Source organism: Vibrio tasmaniensis, assembly GCF_024347635.1.
Lineage (GTDB): Bacteria > Pseudomonadota > Gammaproteobacteria > Enterobacterales > Vibrionaceae > Vibrio > Vibrio tasmaniensis.
Window position 1 is genome coordinate 1,117,349 of the sequence record NZ_AP025510.1, and the last position, 24,226, is coordinate 1,141,574.

The following is a 24,226-nucleotide window of genomic DNA, read 5'->3' on the forward strand; positions in this document are numbered from 1 at the left end:
AATGATATGGTTAACGTCTAAAGTCGTCATGACTTTGAGCTTATTACTGTATAGGGAATTTAAGAAAAGACGTACGGAAGCGGACGTTGAGGTATAACTCAACAACTTGAATTTAAGGGAAGCGGATGCTTCCCTTTTTCGTTTCTAGCGTTTCTTGGAGGGCAACTTGATTCGTTAATGAAAATCTCGGGATTTGGTGTTCAAACCAATAATTTCATCGGTAATATCGATGAGTTTACCCGCTATAACATGCACAACTTCGCCTTCCTTTTCTAATATTCCTTGTACTTTTAACGCTTTGGCTGTCAGATAAGCTTGCTGTTGAGAGCGCGCGGTTGCTCCCCATACCACGACATTAATATTGCCCGTGTTATCTTCTAATGTGACAAAGGTAACACCTGCCGCGGTTCCGGGAGATTGCTTGCCAGTGACCAATCCAACAACCGTGACCATAGATTTGTGTCTTTGTTGTTTCAAGTCTTTCATATGGGTGAACCGACCAAGTCGGTTAGCTTCTTCTAGCAAAGTGATTGGGTGCTTGTTCAATGAAACTCCGACACTGGTGAAGTCTTCGAGTAGATCTTGCATCTCATTGGGTTTGTGCAGTGCATGTTCGTCATGTCCATCCCCAGCATCGTCATAGACTTGGCTAAACAGAGGTAAATCAGAAGCGGAGTCCATGATCGCCCAGCGAGTCTGGAAGCGGTCTCCCGATACGTTATGTAGCGCATTGGCCGATGCCAGTAGCTCGATATCTTTCTTATTCATCGATAACTGTTTCACCTGGCTAGGATGGCGATAACCGGGTTGTGGACGATTGGCGAGCACGCTTTGAATCCCATGTTCACTGAATCCTTTGATTTGTCGCAGCCCTAAGCGAATTGCTAAACCATTCTGATGTTCAACGACTATGTGGTTGTCTTGTGAGGCGTTCACACATACCGGAAGAACTACCACATTGTGTCGTTGTGCGTCTTGTACCAACTGTGAGGGGCTATAAAACCCCATAGGTTGGCTATTGAGCAAGGAAGCATAGAAGCATTCTGGGTAGTAGCATTTCAACCAAGCTGAGCAATAGGCTAGCACCGCAAATGAAGCAGAGTGGCTTTCTGGAAAACCATATTCACCAAAGCCGCATATCTGTTTAAAGATCTGTTCGGCAAACTCTGTCTCATAACCGCGTTTTTGCATTCCCTCGATAAGTTTGTTTTTAAACTTAAATACGTTGCCATTTTTCTTCCATGCAGCCATGGCGCGTCTGAGCTGATCCGCCTCTCCACCTGTGAACCCTGCGGCAACCATGGCGAGTTTAATCACTTGCTCTTGGAAGATAGGAACACCTAAGGTGCGCGACAGTACTGATTCAACATCCTTCGATGGGTAACTGATTGGCTCAATACCATCTCGACGCTTTAAGAATGGGTGAACCATATCGCCTTGAATAGGCCCAGGACGAACGATAGCGATTTGAATCACCAAGTCGTAATAAGTCTTCGGTTTAAGCCTTGGCAGCATGCTCATTTGCGCGCGTGATTCAATTTGGAAGATCCCGACCGTGTCTGCTCGTTGAATCATGCCGTAAACCTGAGGGTCGTCCTTGAGGCGAGTGATCTCAGCGATGGTGAGTGATCGCCCATGAATGAGTTTGATCAGGTCGAAACACTTACGAATCGCAGAAAGCATACCAAGTGCAAGTACATCGACCTTAAGCAGCCCCAAGGTTTCAAGATCATCTTTATCCCATTGAATAATAGTTCGATCGTGCATAGCTGCATTCTCGACGGGAACCAATTCATACAAAGGCCCAGAAGAGATCACAAAGCCACCAACGTGCTGAGATAAGTGACGTGGAAAGCCGATGATTTCATTAACCAAATGGATAAATTGCTGACCCTTCAAAGAGTCAGGTTGTAGTCCTAATTGAGTTAACTGAGCCTGCCAACCTAAGCTTTTGTCTCTGCGGTTGGTGTTCTTAATAAAGTAATCAAGCTGGGTTTCCTGTAGCCCTAAAGCTTTGCCGACATCTCTTACTGCACTTTTGAAGCGGTATGAAATGACCGTTGCGGCAAGTGCTGCGCGTTCTCTACCGTATTTCTTGTAGATGTATTGGATGACTTCTTCACGGCGTTCGTGCTCAAAATCGACATCAATATCGGGCGGCTCATCGCGCTCTTTACTGATGAAGCGTTCAAATAGCACTGAGATCTGTCTTGGGTCGACAGAAGTGATTTCTAAGCAGTAACAGACCACGGAATTGGCCGCTGAACCACGACCTTGGTAAAGAATGCCTTGGCTTTTGGCAAACATGACGATGTCATGAATGGTGAGAAAGAAGAAAGGATAGTTGAGCTCACCAATCAGCCCGAGCTCTTTATCTATGATTTGTTGAATGTCATTAGGTACACCTTGTGGGAAGCGAGCCTGTTTTCCTTTTTCGACCAACATGCGTAGATAACTCATGGGTGTCTCACCTTGAGGAATCAGTTCGCTTGGGTATTCGTAGCGCAAGCTGTCTAAATCAAACTCACACAGCTCTGAGATTCGGTTGCTCTCTTCTAGCCACTCCGCTTTGAAAATATGAGAGAGTTTGTTGATGCTTCGTAAACAACGTTCTGCATTCGCGAGTAAGTGACTGCCCACTTCGGTAATGGGTTTTTGGTACTTAATCGCAGTGAGTGAGTGCTGCAAGGGTAAGCGGTTAGCATTGTGCATCAATACACCACCGCAAGCGGTTATCGGTAGGTGATGATGTTGCGACAATTCAACGCAGTAATCGATGTACTGCTGGTCGGTCTGTTTCAGGTGTCTCTGTAAGCCAATCCACAGACGACCACTGTGGTGCTGAGAAAGCCATTGTCCCCAGTGCGCATCTTCATTTTTCTGTTGAGGAAGCCAAACAATGAAGCAGTGCTTAGCCGACATGATATCCCACTCAGAGAGTTGATAATGTCCTTTACTGCTACGACGTCTCGCGTTGGTAATGATACGGCACAGCTCAGCATAGGCTTGTCTGTTTGGACATAACAATACCACTTGGCACTCTTCATTTAACCAAAACATGCTCCCGACAATTTGTTTGAGCGACAGTTTATGTTGCTTGATTGCTGAGTGAACCTTAACGATGCCCGCCACTGAGCACTCATCTGTAACCGCGAGTGCTTTGTAACGTAAGAAGTCGGCCTGTAAAACAAGCTCCTCTGCGTGTGAAGCTCCTTCAAGGAAGGAGTAATTACTTTGGCAAAATAGCTCTGAGTATTGCTGAGACATAACGTAATTTCACTTAACCAATGCGAGTGAATATGATTGAAAAAGGATGTTGAAATTCAATAAGTAGAACGGACGAGACTGCGAAGTTTCTTACTGACTTACTTTTTTACAGACTAGCTTTCCTACAAGCTAGCTAAATAAGCCGTGCAAAAACCACTGTTTATCTGGCGTTCTAAATATCCAGAGCCATCGGCCGTTTTCACTGTGAGCAATAAAGTAGTCACGAATGATCTTCTCTCCGTCCCACCAGCCAGAAACAATGCGCTCAGGGCCTTGAGATAAGGTGACATCCTCGGTTAAGGCTTCGGGCTCGGGCAGTAAGATGCTCGGTCGGAGTCTTTGTTGGCTGATGTTGGAAGCTGTCATAGTTTGTTGCGCGACATCTTGGGAAACTTGTCTCTTTTTTTCTGTATTCCCCAGTGTCGGCAGTGAATATTGGTTCGCTTTCTCTGGCCTTGGGTCATGCTGTATTTTGGGTGTTTGAATACAAGCTTGCCCTAACTTGGCTTGCAGCAGCGAGAGCAGATCTAACGCAGCAAGTGTTCCGGTATTACCATCGAAAAGATCATGGTAGGCGACTTGGGGTTCTCCATGACGAATCAAGGATAGAGTCAGCCCCTGAACAGGTGCTGTGATCTTCAGTGATTCTAAGGTTAGATGCGTGAGATTTGCCCATTTGGCCGCAAGGTAATCGCCCTGCGCTGAATAGAAAGAGACATGATGATCGTCTTTATCCCTTAGGTGCAAAGTCAGCGTTAACTCGAAAGCCACTCGGTCACGTAACCTCAAAAAGCACTCGAGCTGATTCAACAATTTCAGTAAAGGCTTTTCGATGAATAGGATGTTTTCAATATCAAACAGCAGCTCCAAATATTGCTGGAAACTCTCTGGTGGGTGATAGAAATCAATCGGGTGCTTGAACTGCCCATTAAGACGACCCACATAGTTCACCAAGTCGATATCAAAGCGGCGTGCGACCTCTTGCAAAGGCAGTTTTAATAAGTCTTCAACGACATTGATACCAACACGATTCAGGCGTTCAACTTGCTTAGTTGGTAGCTCGCTTGAACTCAGTGCTTGTTGATTAACCCAAGCTTTCATTTGCTCAACATTGTTCGTTGCTTGGTTGATGGATTGTTTGCCTAAAAGGATTGCAGAAAGCGGCGAATAACCTGTGGCAAAGCTGAACTGGATATTGAGCGTTTCTAAATGGCTTTTGAGTTCATGCCAGTAGTTATCTAGCCCATCGTAAAGCGACAGCATGTTAGAGGCCTTAATCAATAATCCATTGGGTGGCAGTAACGCCATATCAGAAGTGACCAGATACGCCCATTGAGCGATCTCTTTCAGCTTACTTTTCTCCAGTTCAATACTGTAAGGGTGGACGTGTAAGTTGTGGCACAGCGCCGCCGCAGACCCTAGCCCCATACTAAGTGAAATTCCCGATTGCAGAGCAGCTTGGTTAGCTTGCAGAACACGATGATCTTTTTCATCCACGATGATAATAGGTTGCTCGTGTGACTCTTCATTAGAGTGAACTTTCTCGGAGTTAGATATCTCAGAATTAAACAAGGTATCCAACTGCAGAGATGGAAAGTGCAGATAAAGCCACAACATACGCTAGCCTTGCTTCACAATAGGAAAAGCCAGCACCGTATTACCAGACAACCCGTGATTTGAACTGTCTTGAAGGGTGATTTTTTGAGTGAGTAACGGCCAATTTTGGCTCATGTCTAGAATAAAGCAGCCATACGACCAACTGCCTTTCCTTTTTGTGACCTCAATCTTTAACCCTTGGGCGTGAGAAGATAGCTTCATGCTTAAAGAAACGGGTAGGGATAACCGATTATGGCTAGTGGCTTTAAAATGAAATTGCAGACACTTGCCCGTTTCGCTTGCCGCTTGCAGGCGCTTGGTTTGGTGTATTTCTAAATCGGCACCCCATAGCAAAACAGAATGACAGGCGCCACTCTTGAGGCACTGCTCTGCGGCCCATAATGCATCGAGATCACGCTGAGGTTGGATGACTAGGATATTCTCTAGTGGAATGTTTTGGTCGTTGAAAAACTCGGCACAGATCTTCCCCGGTGGGTTGATGAAAATGGCCAGTTTTTGTGAGTTTTGTTGAGCTAAATAAGGCGTGAGTAGACGAAGTTCGCCAATCCCTTGTTGTGATTCAACCTCAATGACGCCGTGCGTCGGGAAGCCTCCATCAAGCTGTTTATCCAATTGAGGATAGCCTGTCGAAGTGGTACTTCCTTGCGTTGTTGATTGTAATCCTTTCCAGATTAACTGGCGATCTTGTAAGTTTTTTATTAGTTCATGCATAATTAAATACCTGTATATTTATACAGTATATTTAACAATGAAAAAGATGCAAAGCAAAATGACGAAAATTCGGTGAGCTAACTATTAAATATTTGATTTAGATACAAAAAAAGCCGCTATTAAAGCGACTTCTTGTTATTGGTTATAATATCAACTACTTAGGTTGAGCGTCGATACATTGGCCATTAATGTCTGTCACACTTGGGTTCATTAAGTGTAGATACAGCGGGATGATGTCGAGTGGCGTTTTTAGCTTGTTTGCATCTTCACCTGGGTATGCTTTTGCACGCATGCGTGTTTGAGTACCGCCTGGGTTAATCGCATTAACACGGATATCGGTACCTTCAAGCTCATCGGCTAAGATCTGCATCATGCCTTCTGTTGCAAACTTTGAAATTGCGTAAGTACCCCAGAACGCGCGGCCAGAGTGACCAACCGTTGAAGAGGTAAAGACAATACGACCCGCTTCCGCTTTCTTAATGACAGGCAGTAACGCTTGAGTCATTAGAAATTCAGCTTTAACGTTGATTTGCATGACGCCATCAAACGTTTCTTCATCGATTTGATCGAATGGACTTAACGTGCCAAGCACACCTGCGTTATGCAGTAGACCATCTAAACGACCGAACTGTGATTCGATGGTTTCAGCCATGTCGATGTAGTTCTGCTTTGTCGCACCTTTCAAATCCAATGGGATAATCGCAGGCTGTGGGTAACCAGCGCTTTCGATTTCGTCGTAAATTAATTCAAGGTTTTTGACATTGCGGCCTAACAGAATAACAGTTGCACCATGTTGAGCGAAACTTAGCGCGGCTTGGCGACCAATGCCAGCACCGGCACCTGTAACCAAAATTACTTTATCTTTGAGGGCATCTGTAGAGATTGGGTAATCCACTGTGCTTATCCTTCTTTCTTTTATTATGTTCGTCATTCCATTGGTGTTTAATCACACAGATAAACGCAGGAATGATGAGAAATTCTTGGTAATCGTGACAAGATGGTTACAATACACTAATTCATACATTAGGGGATATGACATTGGAATTTTTGTTGGACTACGGCTTGTTTTTAGCCAAGATTGCGACCGTTGTAATCGCCATCATTGCAATTTTAGTGATTGCTAAATCGGTGGGTGGAAAATCAAGCGCAATTAAAGGTGAGCTGGAAATCACGAACCTATCTGAACACCACAAACAGACGATTGAGCAACTTGAGCACCATCTACACGATGATGCTTTCATCAAAGCCCGTGATAAAGCTGAAAAGAAAGCGGAAAAAGAAAAAGTAAAATTACGTGGCAAAGAAGTGAAAAAAGCAGCGAAAGAGGGTGAGCTTGATAGCAAGCGTGAACCACACCTATTCGTTCTCGATTTTAACGGCAGCATTGATGCTAAAGAAGTGGCTTCATTACGTGAAGAGGTAACGGCGGTGTTGGCTGTGGCTCGTGAAGGTGATGAAGTATTGCTTAAACTTGAGTCTGGCGGTGGCATGGTTCATGGCTATGGTTTGGCGTCTTCTCAACTCGACCGTATCAAAGCAGCAGGCCTGCCTCTGACTATCTCGGTAGACAAAGTAGCCGCGAGTGGTGGTTACATGATGGCATGTATCGCAGACAAAATCGTATCTGCACCTTTTGCCATTGTTGGCTCTATTGGTGTTATCGCTCAACTACCAAACTTCAACAAATTGCTTAAAAAGCACGATATTGAATTCGAACAGCTAACGGCAGGTGAGTACAAACGCACGCTTACTATGTTTGGTGAGAACAGCGATAAAGCACGCGAGAAGTTTAAAGAAGAGCTAGAAGAGACACATGGCCTATTCAAAGACTTCATCCGCGACCACCGCCCGGCGTTAGATCTTGAAAAAGTAGCAACGGGTGAACACTGGTTTGGTACACAAGCACATGAGCTTGGGCTGGTGGATGAGATCAGCACTTCTGATGATTTAGTTGTAGCGGCATGTAAGGACAAGACGGTTCTAGCGATTCACTATGTACAGAAGAAAAAGCTGTCAGACAAACTAGCGGGCGTGGCAGGTAAATCTGCAGACAGCGTCCTGATGAAGTTGATTGAACGCGGCCAAAAGCCGATTGTTTAAGCTTATTTAGTTCTAGGTTTTCATTTAAAGACGTTTAAGCCTTAAAAAGAAAGCGCATAAGTCATCAGACTTATGCGCTTTTTTATTGCTCCACTTCCGAGCGGGTTTAACCACTATGTTGTAGGGGGAGCGGAGTCTTATATCAACCACTTGCCATTTACTTCTTGTGATTGGTATTAAATCTTGGCTCCATAATCATTGCGCTTTGGACAAGTGGTCAGAATTTCTCTATGACCCGTATCTTTGACCTCCTCCAAAATTACATCAAAGCCCCATAAACGATAGAGATGTTTCATCACTTCGTCGTAGCCTTTATCAAGCGGGATACGGCCGTGAGGCACATACTGCAGTGTCATTGAACGATCACCACGAACATCGACGTTAAACACTTGAATATTCGGTTCAAGGTTACTTAGGTTGTATTGCGCCGCAAGCTTTTCACGAATCAAGCGATAGCCTGGGTCATCGTGAATTGCACTTATCTCAATGGTGTTTTTGCGGTCGTCGTCGAGCACAGAGAACAGCTTAAAGTCTCGAATGATCTTTGGTGAAAGGTATTGGCTGATAAAGCTTTCATCTTTGAAATTGTGCATCGCAAAGTGCACCGCTTCTAACCAATCACTTCCGGCTAATTCAGGGAACCACTCTTTGTCTTCATCGGTTGGTTCTTCACATATGCGTCGAATGTCTCTAAACATGGCAAAGCCAAGCGCATAAGGGTTTATCCCACTGAAATAGGGGCTGTTGTAGGCGGGTTGTGCGACCACGCTGGTGTGGCTGTGTAGGAATTCTAAGATGAACTTATCACTCACCAAGCCTTCGTCGTAAAGATGGTTAAGAATGGTGTAGTGCCAGAAGGTTGCCCAACCCTCATTCATTACTTGAGTTTGTTTCTGAGGATAGAAGTATTGGCTCACCTTGCGAACAATACGAACACACTCACGTTGCCAAGGTTCAAGCAGTGGCGCGTTTTTCTCAATAAAGTAGAGAATGTTTTCTTGAGGCTCACTAGGGAAACGGTTCTTGGTTTCTTCTTCCTTACTTTTGTTCTGAGGAACGGTTCGCCAAAGCTCATTTACTTGAGATTGCAGATAAGCTTCACGTTCTTCTTGTCTTGCGGTTTCTTCAGCAATGGAAATCTTCTCAGGGCGTTTGTATCTGTCTACACCGTAATTCATGAGAGCATGACAAGAATCGAGAAGTTTCTCGACTTCGGCAACACCGTATTTTTCTTCACAGTCGGTAATGTATTTTTTCGCAAACAATAGATAGTCGATGATGGAACTGGCATCCGTCCAGGTTTGGAACAGGTAATTACCCTTAAAGAAAGAGTTATGACCGTAACAAGCATGAGCCATTACCAACGCTTGCATCGTGACCGTGTTCTCTTCCATCAGATATGCGATACAAGGATCTGAATTGATCACGATTTCGTACGCTAATCCCATTTGGCCGTGTTTGTAGTTTTGTTCTGTCTGGATGAACTTCTTACCAAAAGACCAGTGGTTGTAATTGATGGGCATACCAATACTGGAGTAAGCATCCATCATCTGCTCAGAGGTAATCACTTCAATCTGGTTCGGGTAAGTGTCTAAACGGTAATGCTGCGCCACACGCTTAATTTCTACGTGATATTGCTCTAAGAGGTTGAACGTCCAATCTGGACCATCAGGCAGCATCTTGTCGTTTCTCTTCTGTGTCGCTTTGTCTCTATCGGCAATGTTTGATTTCTCTGCAACGTTTGATTTCGCTGTCATGGCAAGCCCCCTTACGCAGTCTCTTTCTGGAACAGTTCTCTAAACACAGGAAAAATATCATCCACCGTTTTAATGTTTTTCATGGCGAAATTATCGAAGCTAGCTTCTAGCTTCTCGTACTCGTGCCAAAGCGTTTGGTGTGAACGGCGCGTAATCTCGATGTAAGAGTAATATTGGCAAGTAGGCAATAGCGTATTGACCAGCAACTCTTTACAGCGAGGCGAGTCATCAGCCCAATTATCTCCATCAGAAGCTTGTGCAGCGTAGATATTCCACTCATTAGCAGGATAACGGTCTGCGACAATCTCTTTCATTAATTTCAGTGCACTAGAAACGATGGTGCCACCAGTCTCTTGTGAGTAGAAGAACTCATGCTCGCCGACTTCTTTAGCCTGAGTATGGTGACGAATAAACACCACATCGACGTTTTCATAAGTACGGTTCAAGAAGAGGTAGAGCAACACATAAAAGCGCTTAGCGATGTCTTTGGTTGCTTGGTCCATTGAGCCAGATACATCCATTAGACAGAACATAACGGCTTGGCTAGATGGAATAGGGCGCTTCTCGTAGTTTTTGTAACGTAAATCGAAGGTGTCAATGAATGGCACGCTCTCAATGCGTTTACGCAGTTCGGCGATCTCTTCTTTTAGACGTGTTTCTTCAAAGGGTTGTGCAGGCTCAGTCATTTTAACTTGGTCGAGCTGCTCCATTAGAGTATTTAATTCACGCTTTCTGCCCGCCGTCATAGCCGTTCTTCGAGCGAGAGATTGTTGTAGAGAGCGAACAATAGCGATGTTGGATGGAATCCCCGCACTTTGATAACCAGAGCGGTGTATCTTCCATTCAGTAATTTTGTTGACCTGATTTTTCTCGAGATTAGGGAGTGCCAAATCCTCAAAGAGAATGTCTAGGTACTCATCTTTTGAAATTTGGAAGGTAAATTCGTCTTGGCCTTCGCCATCAGGGCTTGCATCACCTTGACCTGAACCGCCACCTTGACCGCCACCTTTAGGACGTTCAATTTTATCGCCCGTGATGAACTGGTCATTACCTGGGTGAACGCGTTCTCTTACGCCGCCTTGACCTTGGTGAAAGCTTGGCTCTTTGATGTCTTTATGAGGAATAGTGACGTCTTCACCGGTTTCAGTATTGGTGATTGAGCGTCGGTTGACTGCATCGGCCACAGATTCTTTGATTTGCTCTTTATGGCGTCGTAAGAAACGCTGTCTATTCACAGCACTCTTATTTTTGCCATTGAGCCTCCGATCGATAAATTGTGCCATAAGAACTCCCTCTCAGCTGATGTCGCGACCCTATTTTTAATTATGTACGAGCTGCTCACTTGAACAGCTCAGTACAGTTTGGTTATGAGGATTTACGAACTCTTAGGTACCACTCGGATAGCAGTCTAACTTGTTTCTCGGTGTAGCCTTTTTCCATCATACGAGCAACGAAGTCGTCGTGTTTTTTCTGATCATCCGTTGAGGTCTTAGCATTGAACGAAATAACAGGAAGTAGCTCTTCTGTGTTGGAGAACATTTTCTTCTCAATCACAGTGCGCAGTTTCTCGTAGCTAGTCCACACCGGGTTTTGACCGTTATTGTTGGCTTTGGCACGAAGCACAAAGTTCACAATTTCATTTCGGAAGTCTTTAGGGTTACTGATCCCAGCTGTTTTCTCGATTTTCTCTAGTTCACCATTCAGAGAAGCACGGTCAAATAGCTGTCCTGTTTCTGGATCGCGGTACTCTTGGTCTTGAATCCAGAAGTCCGCGTAGGTGACATAGCGGTCGAAGATATTCTGTCCGTACTCAGAGTAAGACTCTAGGTAAGCGGTTTGAATTTCTTTACCAATGAATTCTACATAACGCGGTACTAGGTATCCTTTCAAGAACTCAAGGTACTTCTCAGCTGTCTCTTGAGGGAACTGTTCACGTTCGATTTGCTGTTCAATCACGTAGAATAGGTGCACTGGGTTTGCCGCCACTTCGGCTTGGTCGAAGTTAAATACACGAGAAAGGATTTTAAAGGCGAAACGCGTTGATAGCCCAGACATGCCTTCGTCAACACCTGCGTAGTCGCGGTACTCTTGGTAACTCTTCGCTTTTGGATCGGTGTCTTTTAAAGTCTCACCATCGTAAACCCGCATTTTTGAGAACAGTGAAGAGTTTTCAGGCTCTTTTAGTCTCGATAGGATGCTGAATTGCGATAGCAGATCGAGTGTGCTTGGTGAACAAGGGGCTTTGGAGAGCTCACTGTGTTCAAGCAGTTTTTGGTAGATCTTAACTTCTTCAGAGACACGCAGACAGTAAGGAACTTTTACAATGTACACACGGTCGAGGAAGGCTTCGTTGTTTTTGTTGTTACGGAAGGTCTGCCACTCGGATTCGTTTGAGTGAGCCAGAATCATACCGTCAAATGGCAGTGCAGAAAGCCCTTCGGTACCGTTGAAGTTACCTTCTTGGGTTGCTGTTAGAAGTGGGTGCAAGACTTTGATTGGCGCCTTGAACATCTCCACGAACTCCATCACACCTTGGTTTGCTTTACACAGCGCACCAGAGTAGCTGTAGGCATCAGGGTCATCTTGAGAGAAGTGCTCAAGTTTACGAATATCGACTTTACCAACCAGAGACGAGATATCTTGGTTGTTTTCATCACCAGGCTCTGTCTTCGCAATCGCAACTTGGTCGAGAATAGAAGGGCGTAGTTTGATGACTTTGAATTTGGAGATGTCACCACCGAAATCATGGAGGCGTTTCGCTGCCCAAGGTGACATGATAGAGCGTATGTAACGTTTCTCTATTCCGTACTCTTGTTTCAAAAGATCGCCATCTTCGTTTACGTCAAATAGACAGAAGGGGTGATCATTCACTGGGCTTCGCTCACCATCGGCAGACAGCACATAGATTGGTAGCTTTTGCATCAGTGCTTTGAGTTTTTCAGCAAGGGAAGATTTACCACCGCCCACAGGGCCAAGTAGATAAAGGATTTGCTTACGTTCTTCTAAACCTTGCGCTGCATGTTTTAGATAAGAAACAATCTGTTCAATCGCGTCTTCCATGCCGTAGAAATCTTTAAATTCACTGTAGCGTGAGATGACACGGTTCGAGAAAATACGACTTAGTTGAGGGTCTTGAGCAGTGTCAATGACCTTCGGTTCGCCAATGGCGAGTAATAAGCGCTCGGCAGCATTCGCGTAAGCACTTTTATCGTCTTTACACAGCCCTAAGAACTCTTGCAATGTCAGCTCTTCTTCCTTGGCTGCTTCATAACGTGATTGATAGTGGTCAAAAATACTCATAGTCACATTCCCCTTGTTAACCAGTCAAAACTGATGAGCGATTGAAAAATAGGCTCTCCCTACATTTTAAGGTTAGACCCGCTTCCACAATTTTGCTTAACAATTATGTATTTATTTACAATTTTGCGTGTGAAAAACGTAGCGAGAGCAATAGGCAATTGAGGCTCTTAGAATCAAGTTATTTTACATTCGAGGGGATTTGATCGTTTGTTTTAAGATTTTAGGGCGTTTAACAATAGTTATGCTGGATTGATGCCTGTCAGACGTATATCTGAACTTTATCGATATTCGTGAGTGGTTAATTAGATACTTTATAAGTCACTGTGTTTTTTGATGTTGTTGGCGTTTTTTAGCCCTGTGACCCGAATAAAAAAGGGTTACTCATCATGAGTAACCCTTTTTTGAAACTTTATAAGCCCAGTTAAAGCTAATTTTCTAATGCATTAAGCACTAAAAATTTGAGATAGCTCTGTCGCACATAGGTGGTATTGACGAGGGCAGTTGCGCCATGTTGTTAGCATGCGACGGTATTTCTCTAGCATTGGCATTTGGCTATTGAAGTGGTGATCAGCTTTGTCAAATTGAGGATAAAGACCTTCAGAGTCAACAAGGAAACGTACGTAATGTACGATTTGCGCTTCAGATGCGATATCGAAACCTAAGAACTGTAGACGACGTTGATCAACTTCAGCACGCTCTTGATCTGCAAGCATTTTATTTGACTCTTGCATGGCATGGTACATTTCCATGATGTCGATAACTTCGCGACATTCTGCTTCAGTCAAACAACCAAATTCTTTGTTAAGCTCACGCATTTGGAGTTCATAACCACGTTCTACAATCGTTTGTAGACGCTGGTATTTAGCTGAGTTCTCAGGATCCATTTGAGACATAAGGTAGTATTGATTTGATAGAATTAGACGCTGAGCATTGGTCATTTCCATGGGAGGAACCTCACTAAAAAACTAAATGTTATATTATTTGTTGCAGTAAGAGTAACAGCATTCCTAAGAGTGGAAACATGATCTCAACACGGATTTAATATGATTTTTTGAATTGATAAACAAAAGTTGTAAAGAAAAGTGAAAGGATTGTTTTAACCAAAAAATAAAACGCCCCAATCGAAATTGAGGCGTTTAGAAACACTATGAACGTAAGTCTAGATTAGTATTTTACGTTTGAATGGTATTGGTTAAGAATAGCTACAATCTCATCCATTTTCTCTTTGCTTGGCGGGTTTGTACCTTCAAGAGGGTAGTCGTGCCCCAATGCTTCCCACTTATGAGCACCTAGCTTGTGGTAAGGAAGCAGTTCTACTTTTTCGATGTTATCCATGTCCTTGATGAATTCACCTAGAAGATGAGCATCTTCAGGACTATCAGTATAGCCAGGAACAATCACATAACGAATCCACGTCTTCTTACCTATTTTGTGTAGGTAGCGTGCAAAATCCAGAGTACGTCTATTGGATACACCAATGAAATCGTGGTGAATTTCATCTCGCATATGTTTAAGATCCAGCATGACCAGATCAGAGGCTTCTAGTACTTCATCGACCACTTCAGTGTGTTTACGAATATAGCCATTAGTATCAAGACAAGTGTGGATGCCTTCTGCTTGCGCCGCGCGGAAAAAATCACGAACAAACTCAGGTTGTAGCATCGCTTCACCACCAGAACAGGTGATACCACCGCCTGATGCTTTCATGAAATGACGATAAGATTTTGCTTCGTTGATGATTTCTTCGACCGTTACTTCCTTTCCGTCATGAAGATCCCATGTATCGCGATTATGGCAGTACATACAACGCATTAAGCAGCCTTGAAGAAACACAATAAAGCGGATACCAGGGCCATCGACAGTACCACAAGATTCGAATGAGTGAATGCGACCAGTTGTAGACATGAGCTATTCTCGTATAGGAATTTATACCGTGTATTTTATTACAAAAACGGCACATAAAATAGGGTCAAATGGTAACTAGGTCTTTAAAAATAAAGGCAATCACCAGTGAAGATGATTGCCTTTATTAAACTTGAAAAGTAGGCGATGAAAGCCTTTTCTATGACTAGAAGAAAGCAAACATAGTGATGCCACCAGTACCGTATACTGACTTTGTTGCTTCTTCGTAATCGGGTGTTTTTGCCGTGAGTGCGAAAGATGCACCAACGTATTGGTTATACCAAGCAATACCAAGTACAGCTGTTGCTTGAATGTTCTCTAAGGTTACATCGTAGATAGCGGGATCTTGGTCGTTTTTCTTTGCGTAATCATTAACACCGGAGCGATCCCCTTCGATAGTCAGGTCATTAAATCGGTAACGCCCTTCAAGGCCAGCGTAAGTAAACCAACCTGTATTTGATGCACCTATCATGCCTGCTTTGAATGGGTTTTCTGTGCTGATGTTAGCTGCGCCAAAGTTGCCGCCCAAGTCAGTACCCCAACGGAACATAAACCCAGTAGAAATGTCGCTTCTAAAATTACCCACGTTGATCTCTGATACGTTAGAGATTTCGAAGTCAGTATTCGCTAACGCTTGATTACGCATTAGGTTGAAATGACTTAAGTAACCAAGGCTACCAGCGTACTCATCATCAACTTGGTATTTCCAGCCCATAGGTTCATCTGATTTAGTGATCGAGTGAACCAATTTTTGAGCATCTTCTGAAAGTGCGCGCTCGCCCGTAGTACCAAACGTGATGTTAAAACGTTGGGCTTGCTGTGGGTTCAAGCTGATGTAATTGAATTCTGTGTGTAGGTAACCTGCGTATGGACGATCATTGGCTGATGGTTTTTCTAACTCAATGTCAGAAGGTGTGTACATCTTGTGACCAATGGTAATTTCCCACTTATCCAAAGAGCTTGCGCCCCAGAAAGAAAGACTCAATGGTTTTACCCAATCGTAGGGCGTAATACTTGATGATGTGTAACCCAGAAATAAGCCGTTGGTATAGTCTTGGTCGACACCAAAGATACCATCGTTGTCTAACGCAAAAGTTAGCGTAGAGCGTTCAGATGCCAGTGATGAACAAGAGAGGAGAATCAGTGGTAAATAACGAAGGTATTTCATGTAGCGGTTACTCTAAAATGATGAGCAGAAATAGTACCGTAGTTTGAGTGGTTTTGTAGAAAAAAAGTGAATGGAAGGGGGCTTTTCTGCTCAATCTAACACTTTGAGAGGCTGGTTAAATCAATACGATTTATGCCAGATATAAAAAAGCCCCGCACATTGGCGAGGCTAATTAATATTACTGAGTAATCAGTTTAAGCGTTTAAGCTTATAGAGACTCAGTAAATGTACGTGCGATTACGTCAGCTTGCTGCTCTGTAGTCAGAGAGTTAAAGCGTACAGCGTAACCAGAAACACGAATCGTTAGCTGAGGGTATTTCTCAGGGTGCTTAACTGCGTCTTCAAGAGTTTCGCGGTTAAGAACGTTCACGTTCAGGTGTTGACCACCTTCAATGCCAGCTTCGTGGTGGAAGTAACCATCCATTAGGCCTGCAAGGTTAGCACGTTGGCTATCTTCTTCTTTACCTAGCGCGTTTGGCACGATAGAGAAAGTGTAAGAGATACCATCTTGAGCATCAGCAAACGGTAGTTTACCTACAGACGTTAGTGAAGCTACAGCGCCTTTCTCATCACGACCGTGCATTGGGTTTGCACCAGGAGCGAAAGGAGCGCCAGCACGACGACCGTCTGGAGTGTTACCTGTTTTCTTACCGTAAACCACGTTAGACGTGATAGTAAGAACTGACTGTGTAGGGATTGAATCACGGTAAGTCTTAAGCTTACGGATCTTGTTCATGAACGTAGAAACTAGTTCACAAGCAATGTCATCTACACGAGAGTCGTTGTTACCGTATTTAGGGTAATCGCCTTCGATTTCGAAGTCAGTTGCGATGCCATCTTCGTCGCGGATTGGTTTAACAGTCGCGAATTTGATTGCAGACAGTGAGTCAGCAGCAACAGACAGACCAGCGATACCACAAGCCATAGTACGACGAACGTCACGGTCATGAAGAGCCATTAGAGACGCTTCGTAGCTGTACTTGTCGTGCATGAAGTGAATGCTGTTTAGAGCTGTCACGTATTGCTTAGCTAACCAATCCATGAATGTGTCTAGGCGACCCATTACGTCATCGTAGTTAAGTACTTCGTCAGTGATCTTGTCGCCAACTGGGCCAACTTGCATTTTAAGCTTCTCATCAACGCCGCCGTTGATTGCGTAAAGCATAGTTTTTGCAAGGTTAGCACGAGCGCCGAAGAACTGCATTTGCTTACCAACGATCATTGGTGATACACAACAAGCGATTGCGTAATCATCAGAACCAAGGTCAGGACGCATTAGGTCATCATTTTCGTACTGGATAGAAGAAGTATCGATAGATACCTTCGCACAGAAACGCTTGAAGCCGTCAGGTAGTTGCTCAGACCAAAGAACAGTGATGTTTGGCTCTGGAGAAGGACCCATAGTGTATAGAGAGTTAAGGAAACGGAAGTTCGAACGCGTTACTAGCGTACGACCATCCACACCCATACCACCCATAGATTCTGTAGCCCAGATTGGGTCGCCAGAGAATAGCTCATCGTACTCAGGAGTACGTAGGAAACGAACCATACGCAGCTTCATTACGAAGTGGTCGATCATCTCTTGTGCTTGGTCTTCTGTGATTTTGCCAGCAGCGATATCACGCTCGATGTAGATGTCTAGGAAAGTCGAAGTACGACCTAGAGACATTGCAGCACCGTTTTGAGATTTAACAGCAGCTAGGTAGCCGAAGTAAGTCCACTGGATAGCTTCTTGAGCAGTTTGAGCTGGCTCAGAGATATCGAAACCGTATTTCTCAGCCATTTGCTTGATTTGACCTAGAGCACGATGTTGCTCTGAGATCTCTTCACGCAATTGCATTGTTGCAGAAAGATCTTCGCCGTTCTCGAAACGCTCTTGTAGAGATGCGAATTGAGCCGCTTTGTCTTTCATTAGGAAGTTGATACCGTAAAGTGCAACACGACGGTAGTCACCAATGATACGACCACGGCCGTAAGCATCAGGAAGACCAGTCAGAACACCAGACTTACGACATTTTAGGATATCAGGAGTGTAGATATCGAAAACGCCAGCATTGTGTGTTTTGCGGTATTCTGAGTAGATTTTTGAAACCATTGGGTCAAGAGTTTCACCGTATGCTTTACAAGAACCTTCAACCATACGTACACCACCGTTAGGGATGATTGCACGTTTTAGTGGCTTCTCAGTTTGTAGACCAACGATAGTCTCAAGATCTTTCTCAATGTAACCTGCATCGTGAGCAGTAATGGTAGAGATAACAGAAGTATCGAAATCTACAGGTGCTTTAGTTGCGTTTTCCTGTTTGATACCTTCCATTACCGAAGACCAAAGCTTGTTAGTTGCTTCAGTACCCTCAGAAACTAGGAAAGACTCGTCGCCTTCATATGGCGTGTAGTTCTTTTGAATGAAATCACGAACGTTTACTTCGCTTTGCCACTCACCTGCAGCAAAATCTTCCCAAGCTTTAGCAAATTGCTCTGCCATGACATACCTACCTTTTTAGTAGAAAAAATACGTACATTAACACTGTTGAGCCAGCGCCCCTCGTAAGGGTAGTACACTCTTATTAATAACAATATATATGAGCATATGAGCTTCATATGGTTATATATATTGTCACTACCTTTTATATGTTGTCTTTACTCTATGTATTCAAGACTACGCTAAAAAATTTCTGCAAACCTTAAACTAAATCAATAAATGCCAAAAAAAGTTGAAAAAATTTGAGTGGCAGGGGTTGCCACCCAAACTTTTTTTTAATCCCAATACTACTTTTGTGTAGTAATGAGCATTATAGCCAAGCTTTTAGGCCATATTGACTTTCTAGCATACCAACTGCAAGCATTGCTACTAAACAGATAACTAAAACGCCAACTGGGATTACAATCTTGTCTACAAATGATAGACGCTTCGCACGCTCTTTATCACCAATTAGACCGTTGTTATCAAGAAGCATAGTCAGAGCCCATGCTAATACAGGGTTAACAACCGCTGAACCGAAGATACAGATACCAGCTGCTTGAGAATCCTTTGAATCCTTAACCATTTGCATACCCGCTTCAAGTAGAGGCAGAGATACACCTACAAGTAGCGCAACACGCATCACTGGTGGCCATACTGCAACGTCCATTGGGAAACCAAGAATCGCAACAATAATACATAGAGAACCAAGCAAGATTGCGCCGCCAGGAATTGGACGTTTCGCGATTGCTGCTGGGATCATGTAAGTACCCCAAGAAGAAGTGATGTTACCACCACCAACCGCTGTACCCACCATTTGACGAACTGAACACATAGTCATAGTGTCATCAACGTCCATCAGAACTTTTTCAGACTTTTTAGGGTAGTTTAGTTCTTGGAAGATACGGTGACCTAGGAAGTCAGGTGACCACATCGCTACCGCTAGGATTGCAAATGGTAGAGAAGCGATGAAGTGTTCAACGTTTGGCAAGCCAAGCATCCAACCTTCAGAAGTCGAACCCCACCAGTAAACTGGGTTTAGGTTTGGGATACCCATTTCAGTTTCGAATACGATATCGAAACCAGCGCCCAGTGCTAATGCAATAGCAAGGCCTGTGAATGCACAAACTGGGATAGCTAACCAACGCTTGTTCACTTTTGCTAAGAAAGCGTAGATAGCGATCGTAATAGCAAGAACGATAAGACCAACGTAACCCATGCTGCCCGCTTCAACCGTAGAAGATTGAAGACCAACTGCCCATGCTTGGATAGAGTTAATTTGACTCATGGTACCGGTTAGGCCTAAGAAAATGAGCAAGCCACCAGCGGTACCTTCCGAAGTCAGGTTAACCAGCTTGGAACCGCCTTTTAGGAAACTTAGGATGAGACCGAAGACACCGATAAGGATAGCCAATGCAAGAGGGTGAGCACCAGCGAGAGCGATGGTACCAATAAGAGGAATCATTGGGCCGTGGTTACCGGCAAGGTTTGCTTTAGGGTTGAAGAAACCAGAAGCAAGGATACAGAACAGCAGTGCAGGAATTAGCATTTCTACACGAGCAACTTCAATCGCGAAGTCTTTACCTAGGTTTACGTGATCCCAAGCTTGAGTTAGGCCATCAGCCCAAGACATCATTACTGCTGAGTACATCGCGATGATACCGATGGTACCAGCAAGTGCAGGAACAAGATCTTCAAGTTCAAAACGGAAATCACGGCCTGGAAGGTTTAGGCCAAAACGACGAGGCTTCATGATTTGAAGTTCGTGATCTAAGTAATCTGAGCGGCTCTCAAATTCAGAAGCAGGGCGGTGTAGCTCTTTATAGCTTTTCTCTTCTACTTCAGAGTTCGCATTATTCACAACGTCTGACATAGATTCCTCATATTTTTATGTTAGTAATTCAAAAATTGAATTATAAAGTTTCGCGTAATTGCGTTATTTATTAGTTATAACTTATTAATATTATGTTGCACGGTTTTAATGTGCTTTATGCAGCTAAGTTAAAAGAAATGTTCGGCCTTTTTAATGCCTTATTCTTTGCTGCTGAGTCTAACAAGCTTACCCTTTAGGGTGATTGATCTTGATCACTTTATGAGTTTATGTGAAAGAAAGCTACAAAACGAAGCGATTCATTAACGTACCGTTGATGAATTGTGTAATTAGTTTTCACAAATTGACGTTAGCTATCTTCTGCAATGTCTTGCTCTATATAGCATGAGCTGAATACCTCTTACTTACTGAGTTATTTCACTATTAGCCACTTATCTCTTAGTCGCCTATGAAGTTTAATCACTCAATCGCTTTCAAATAACGTTCTCATAGAGTGAGTTTGGTGTGCTAATGCGCGTGTTAGATTTCGTCGGCAGCGCAGTTTTTAAGTTCACAAAACGTGTTTTTCTTGTGAGGTATCAAGCTACGAGAATCTCATTTTGATTAACTTTATTTAAACAATACCAGAGTCGCAATTACTGCTTGTTGATACATTTCATTCAGTAAATTGAGACTAAAACGCTATTCATTGCATAATAAGTCAGAGTTAATCGCTATTTATTCCTAATTGTTAGGTTAATAATTTGTTGCATGTTGTTTCGTGTGGTGCTAGTTTGTATCGCATGAAAAGGTCGGAGTACCTTGCATTTTCACAAACTTGGGAGAGAAAGCGCATGAAAGATGTACCAGCGCTGGACATAAAGGATTTACACAAAACGTTTGGTCAAAATGAAGTTTTAAAGGGAATTTCACTTTCTGCGCATAAAGGCGATGTAGTATCGATTATCGGATCTTCAGGATCGGGTAAAAGTACTTTCCTTAGATGTATCAACCTTTTAGAGACACCTACCGCTGGCGAGATTTGGGTTAATGGCGAATTAATTCAAATGAAAAACAACCGCCAAGGTGTTTCTGTTCCTGCCAATGAAAAACAAGTACAGCGAATCCGTTCTCGCTTGGCGATGGTTTTTCAGGGTTTCAACTTGTGGTCTCACCTGACCGTTCTCGAAAATGTTATCGAAGCGCCTGTTCACGTCTTAGGTGTACCTAAAGCACAAGCGATTGAAAATGCAGAGTTACTACTGAAGAAAGTAGGCCTGTATGAGCGTAAAGATTACTACCCGGGTCATTTGTCTGGCGGGCAACAACAACGTGCTGCTATTGCGCGAGCACTAGCGGTAGATCCTGAAGTGATGCTTTTTGATGAACCAACGTCGGCACTTGATCCTGAGTTAGTAGGGGAAGTACTTGGTGTAATGCGCGATCTAGCAGAAGAAGGAAGAACCATGCTTGTGGTAACACATGAAATGGCTTTTGCTCGTGACGTATCAAACCATGTGATGTTCTTGCATCAAGGCCTAGTGGAAGAACAGGGCGATCCAGCTAAACTGTTTACGGAGCCTGAATCTGAGCGATTACAACAATTTATCTCATCGATTTACTAATCAGAATTGAAATGCTGTTGCTAAGGTAAATGGCGACAGTGTTAACAATAAACACAACAAGTAAGTTAATAAGTAACAACAAACACAATATTAAAATTAGCAAAACATAAAAACCTAAATCACAGGAGTAGGGATATGAAAAAGTGGTTATTAGTCGCGGCACTTGCTGCAACTGCTGCAACGGGCGTAGCTCAAGCAAAAGAATGGAAAACAGTACGTTTCGGTATTGAAGGTGCTTACCCTCCATTTAGCTGGACAGAAGCCGACGGTTCACTGAAAGGCTTCGATGTCGATATGGCTAACGCGCTTTGTACTGAAATGCAGGTGAAGTGTAAGATCGTTGCACAAGATTGGGATGGTATTATCCCTTCTCTACTTGCTCGTAAATATGATGCGATCATTGCGGCAATGTCTATCACGGAAGAGCGTAAGAAAAAGATCGATTTCACAGGGAAATACGCACTTATCCCAAACAAGTTCATCGCTAAAAAAGGTGCAGGCCTTAACTTTGATGATCTAAGTGGTCAAAAAATTGCCGTTCAACGTGCAACAACTCACGACAAGTACCTAACAGACAACTACGGTGACACAGTAGAAATCGTTCGTTACGGTTCATTCGATGAAGCTTACCTTGATCTAGCTAACGGTCGTGTTGCTGCTGTATTGGGTGATGCATCTGCTCTAGAAGAAGGCGTACTAAACAAAGCGGGTGGTGAAGACTACGAGTTTGTTGGTCCATCACTAACGGATCCTAAGTGGTTCGGTGAAGGTTTTGGTATTGCTCTACGTAAGCAAGACAAAGATCTGACTCAGCAATTAGATGCTGCAATCCTTTCACTACGTGAAAAAGGCGTCTACCAAGATATCGCTGCTAAATACTTCAACTACGACGTATACGGTAAGTAATCTCTAGCGTCACTTCTTAAGGGAGAGGCTCACCTCTCCCTGTCTTACCAACTTTTTCGCAGTTCTGTTGGAATTCATTATGTTTGATTTACAAGGATATGAAGCGTCGATCCTGAAAGGGGCGGTGCTTACGATCGAAGTTGCCTTACTGTCGCTAATTTTAGCTATGGTTCTTGGTATGCTAGGTGCCTTAGCAAAACTAGCGCCTTACCGCTGGGCTCGTGCTATTGCAACCCTCTACACAACCGTTATTCGAGGCATTCCCGATCTCGTCTTGATGATGCTGATTTTCTTTGGTGGACAAATCCTTTTAAACAACAGTTTGTATTCCATCAATGAGTGGCTCAATGAGTGGTTCACATCAAGTGACCCTAACCACGAATGGACCTCTTACTTACCTGATTATATTGATGTTAGCCCATTTATTGCTGGTGTCTTAACCATTGGCTTCATCTTTGGCGCTTACATGGCCGAAACTTTCCGTGGTGCAATCATGGCGGTTGACAGCGGTGAAATGGAAGCAGCAAAGGCCTATGGCATGGGCCCCGTTTTGGCGTTCCGTCGTATTCTATTACCGCAAATGATTCGTCACGCACTGCCGGGTTTTGGTAACAACTGGCTGGTTTTACTTAAAACTACCGCGCTGGTTTCGATTATTGGCCTAGAAGACATGGTACGTGTTAGCGCATTAGCGGCAGGTTCAACCAAAATGCCATTTACCTTCTATATGACAGTAGCGATTATCTTCTTATTCTTCACCAGTGTTTCGACGGGCTTACTTAAGCTGGTTGAACGTAAATTCAGTATCCACGCGAGGTAGTTATGGACTTTTCATTGATAATTGAAAGCCTGCCGATTTACCTTGATGGTTTATGGACAACGGCTTGGATGGTGTGTGTCGCTTTGATTATTGGCTTATTCGTAGCCATACCATTAGCTATCTCTCGCAATAGCCCGAATATGCTGATTAACGCTCCTGCTTGGTCGTTCATCTATTTCTTCCGTGGTACGCCATTATTGGTGCAGTTGTACCTGATTTACTACGGAATGGACCAATTCTTCCCTGTAAAAGATACACTATGGGAAAATGCATGGTTTTGTGCTTTGGTGGCATTCATCCTTAACACATCGGCATACACAGCTGAAATCATTCGCGGTGCGATTAACGGCTTACCGAAAGGTGAAGTTGAAGCAGCAAAAGCGTACGGCATGAGTACACCCAAGACTTACCGCCGCATCATTTTGCCAAGTGCTCTACGTCGTGCATTACCGGCTTACAGTAACGAAGTTATCTTCATGCTTCACGGCTCAGCCGTTGCAGGTATCGTAACGATTATGGATTTAACGGGTGCAGCACGTTTGGTTAACTCACGTTACTACGCTCCATTCGAGTCTTTCCTAACGGCAGGTCTGTTCTACATGGCACTAACGTTTATCATCATTGCGATTTTTAAATTCGCAGAGAAGCGTTTCCTTGCTTACCTAAGGCCGCTAAGTTAACTCTACGATACAGATTTTCTTAGATAAACGGCGCTCTTGTAGCGCCGTTTTTAATTTCAATTCAATTGTTCGGGTTCCAAGAAGTTTAAGCGGTATCTGTTA

At 43.7% G+C, this 24,226-nt stretch carries 17 protein-coding genes; 5 read left to right on the plus strand and 12 right to left on the minus strand.

What is annotated here, in order from left to right:
- Window positions 1-174 precede the first annotated feature (174 nt).
- The 4 genes from OCV44_RS05300 to OCV44_RS05315 all read right to left on the minus strand — a co-directional run bounded on the left by OCV44_RS05300 (window position 175) and on the right by OCV44_RS05315 (window position 6,490).
- Window positions 175-3,267 (minus strand): error-prone DNA polymerase, encoded by a 3,093-nt coding sequence (locus tag OCV44_RS05300; RefSeq protein ID WP_139684747.1) that lies wholly within the window; start codon window positions 3,265-3,267, stop codon window positions 175-177.
- A gap of 129 nt (window positions 3,268-3,396) precedes the next feature.
- Window positions 3,397-4,884 (minus strand): Y-family DNA polymerase, encoded by a 1,488-nt coding sequence (locus OCV44_RS05305; RefSeq protein WP_139684746.1) that lies wholly within the window; start codon window positions 4,882-4,884, stop codon window positions 3,397-3,399.
- Window positions 4,885-4,887: 3 nt separating this feature from the next.
- A complete protein-coding gene (gene imuA, locus OCV44_RS05310; RefSeq protein WP_139684745.1) occupies window positions 4,888-5,595 on the minus strand; it encodes a translesion DNA synthesis-associated protein ImuA in 708 nt (235 codons plus the stop codon).
- 154 nt (window positions 5,596-5,749) lie between these two features.
- Window positions 5,750-6,490, minus strand: coding sequence for a YciK family oxidoreductase (locus OCV44_RS05315; protein ID WP_029225624.1), 741 nt, complete (start codon window positions 6,488-6,490; stop codon window positions 5,750-5,752).
- 137 nt (window positions 6,491-6,627) lie between these two features.
- Between OCV44_RS05315 and sohB the strand changes: the two genes are divergently transcribed.
- A complete protein-coding gene (sohB, locus tag OCV44_RS05320) occupies window positions 6,628-7,695 on the plus strand; it encodes a protease SohB (protein WP_170213717.1) in 1,068 nt (355 codons plus the stop codon).
- A 176-nt stretch (window positions 7,696-7,871) separates the two neighbouring features.
- Here the strand turns inward: sohB and OCV44_RS05325 are convergent, their stop codons facing one another.
- From OCV44_RS05325 to OCV44_RS05360, 8 genes are all read right to left on the minus strand, one after another.
- Window positions 7,872-9,452 carry a SpoVR family protein gene (locus OCV44_RS05325; RefSeq protein ID WP_086049087.1) on the minus strand — a complete coding sequence of 527 codons (1,581 nt, stop codon included), beginning with the start codon at window positions 9,450-9,452 and terminating at the stop codon, window positions 7,872-7,874.
- An 11-nt stretch (window positions 9,453-9,463) separates the two neighbouring features.
- Entirely contained in the window at window positions 9,464-10,735 is a 1,272-nt protein-coding gene (locus OCV44_RS05330; RefSeq protein ID WP_139684744.1) for a YeaH/YhbH family protein, read from the minus strand.
- 82 nt (window positions 10,736-10,817) lie between these two features.
- Window positions 10,818-12,752: a PrkA family serine protein kinase gene (locus OCV44_RS05335; RefSeq protein ID WP_139684743.1), complete on the minus strand. Its 1,935-nt coding sequence runs from the start codon at window positions 12,750-12,752 to the stop codon at window positions 10,818-10,820.
- A 443-nt stretch (window positions 12,753-13,195) separates the two neighbouring features.
- Window positions 13,196-13,696 (minus strand): YfbU family protein, encoded by a 501-nt coding sequence (locus OCV44_RS05340; RefSeq protein WP_086049089.1) that lies wholly within the window; start codon window positions 13,694-13,696, stop codon window positions 13,196-13,198.
- Between the two features lie 220 nt (window positions 13,697-13,916).
- Window positions 13,917-14,657: a pyruvate formate lyase 1-activating protein gene (pflA, locus tag OCV44_RS05345; protein ID WP_139684742.1), complete on the minus strand. Its 741-nt coding sequence runs from the start codon at window positions 14,655-14,657 to the stop codon at window positions 13,917-13,919.
- 163 nt (window positions 14,658-14,820) lie between these two features.
- Window positions 14,821-15,822 (minus strand): lipid A deacylase LpxR family protein, encoded by a 1,002-nt coding sequence (locus OCV44_RS05350; protein WP_139684741.1) that lies wholly within the window; start codon window positions 15,820-15,822, stop codon window positions 14,821-14,823.
- A gap of 208 nt (window positions 15,823-16,030) precedes the next feature.
- A complete protein-coding gene (gene pflB / locus OCV44_RS05355) occupies window positions 16,031-18,307 on the minus strand; it encodes a formate C-acetyltransferase (RefSeq protein WP_139684740.1) in 2,277 nt (758 codons plus the stop codon).
- A 307-nt stretch (window positions 18,308-18,614) separates the two neighbouring features.
- On the minus strand, window positions 18,615-20,156 hold the full coding sequence (locus tag OCV44_RS05360) for a DUF3360 family protein (protein ID WP_009846317.1): 1,542 nt from the start codon (window positions 20,154-20,156) through the stop codon (window positions 18,615-18,617).
- A gap of 791 nt (window positions 20,157-20,947) precedes the next feature.
- Between OCV44_RS05360 and OCV44_RS05365 the strand changes: the two genes are divergently transcribed.
- The 4 genes from OCV44_RS05365 to OCV44_RS05380 all read left to right on the plus strand — a co-directional run bounded on the left by OCV44_RS05365 (window position 20,948) and on the right by OCV44_RS05380 (window position 24,124).
- Entirely contained in the window at window positions 20,948-21,718 is a 771-nt protein-coding gene (locus OCV44_RS05365) for an ABC transporter ATP-binding protein (protein ID WP_004736532.1), read from the plus strand.
- Window positions 21,719-21,853: 135 nt separating this feature from the next.
- Window positions 21,854-22,624 carry an ABC transporter substrate-binding protein gene (locus OCV44_RS05370; RefSeq protein WP_139684739.1) on the plus strand — a complete coding sequence of 257 codons (771 nt, stop codon included), beginning with the start codon at window positions 21,854-21,856 and terminating at the stop codon, window positions 22,622-22,624.
- 79 nt (window positions 22,625-22,703) lie between these two features.
- Window positions 22,704-23,444 (plus strand): ABC transporter permease, encoded by a 741-nt coding sequence (locus tag OCV44_RS05375; RefSeq protein WP_139684738.1) that lies wholly within the window; start codon window positions 22,704-22,706, stop codon window positions 23,442-23,444.
- 2 nt (window positions 23,445-23,446) lie between these two features.
- Window positions 23,447-24,124, plus strand: coding sequence for an ABC transporter permease (locus tag OCV44_RS05380; protein WP_139684737.1), 678 nt, complete (start codon window positions 23,447-23,449; stop codon window positions 24,122-24,124).
- Window positions 24,125-24,226 lie beyond the last annotated feature (102 nt).

What these genes read in the sequence shown, in the direction of transcription:
- OCV44_RS05300 (WP_139684747.1), bottom strand. Translation starts at nt 3,267, where the DNA reads ATGTCTCAGCAATACTCAGAGCTATTTTGCCAAAGTAATTACTCCTTC.
- OCV44_RS05305 (WP_139684746.1), bottom strand. Translation starts at nt 4,884, where the DNA reads ATGTTGTGGCTTTATCTGCACTTTCCATCTCTGCAGTTGGATACCTTG.
- imuA (WP_139684745.1), bottom strand. Translation starts at nt 5,595, where the DNA reads ATGCATGAACTAATAAAAAACTTACAAGATCGCCAGTTAATCTGGAAA.
- sohB (WP_170213717.1), top strand. Translation starts at nt 6,628, where the DNA reads ATGACATTGGAATTTTTGTTGGACTACGGCTTGTTTTTAGCCAAGATT.
- OCV44_RS05325 (WP_086049087.1), bottom strand. Translation starts at nt 9,452, where the DNA reads ATGACAGCGAAATCAAACGTTGCAGAGAAATCAAACATTGCCGATAGA.
- OCV44_RS05330 (WP_139684744.1), bottom strand. Translation starts at nt 10,735, where the DNA reads ATGGCACAATTTATCGATCGGAGGCTCAATGGCAAAAATAAGAGTGCT.
- OCV44_RS05335 (WP_139684743.1), bottom strand. Translation starts at nt 12,752, where the DNA reads ATGAGTATTTTTGACCACTATCAATCACGTTATGAAGCAGCCAAGGAA.
- OCV44_RS05340 (WP_086049089.1), bottom strand. Translation starts at nt 13,696, where the DNA reads ATGGAAATGACCAATGCTCAGCGTCTAATTCTATCAAATCAATACTAC.
- pflA (WP_139684742.1), bottom strand. Translation starts at nt 14,657, where the DNA reads ATGTCTACAACTGGTCGCATTCACTCATTCGAATCTTGTGGTACTGTC.
- OCV44_RS05350 (WP_139684741.1), bottom strand. Translation starts at nt 15,822, where the DNA reads ATGAAATACCTTCGTTATTTACCACTGATTCTCCTCTCTTGTTCATCA.
- pflB (WP_139684740.1), bottom strand. Translation starts at nt 18,307, where the DNA reads ATGGCAGAGCAATTTGCTAAAGCTTGGGAAGATTTTGCTGCAGGTGAG.
- OCV44_RS05360 (WP_009846317.1), bottom strand. Translation starts at nt 20,156, where the DNA reads ATGTCAGACGTTGTGAATAATGCGAACTCTGAAGTAGAAGAGAAAAGC.
- OCV44_RS05365 (WP_004736532.1), top strand. Translation starts at nt 20,948, where the DNA reads ATGAAAGATGTACCAGCGCTGGACATAAAGGATTTACACAAAACGTTT.
- OCV44_RS05370 (WP_139684739.1), top strand. Translation starts at nt 21,854, where the DNA reads ATGAAAAAGTGGTTATTAGTCGCGGCACTTGCTGCAACTGCTGCAACG.
- OCV44_RS05375 (WP_139684738.1), top strand. Translation starts at nt 22,704, where the DNA reads ATGTTTGATTTACAAGGATATGAAGCGTCGATCCTGAAAGGGGCGGTG.
- OCV44_RS05380 (WP_139684737.1), top strand. Translation starts at nt 23,447, where the DNA reads ATGGACTTTTCATTGATAATTGAAAGCCTGCCGATTTACCTTGATGGT.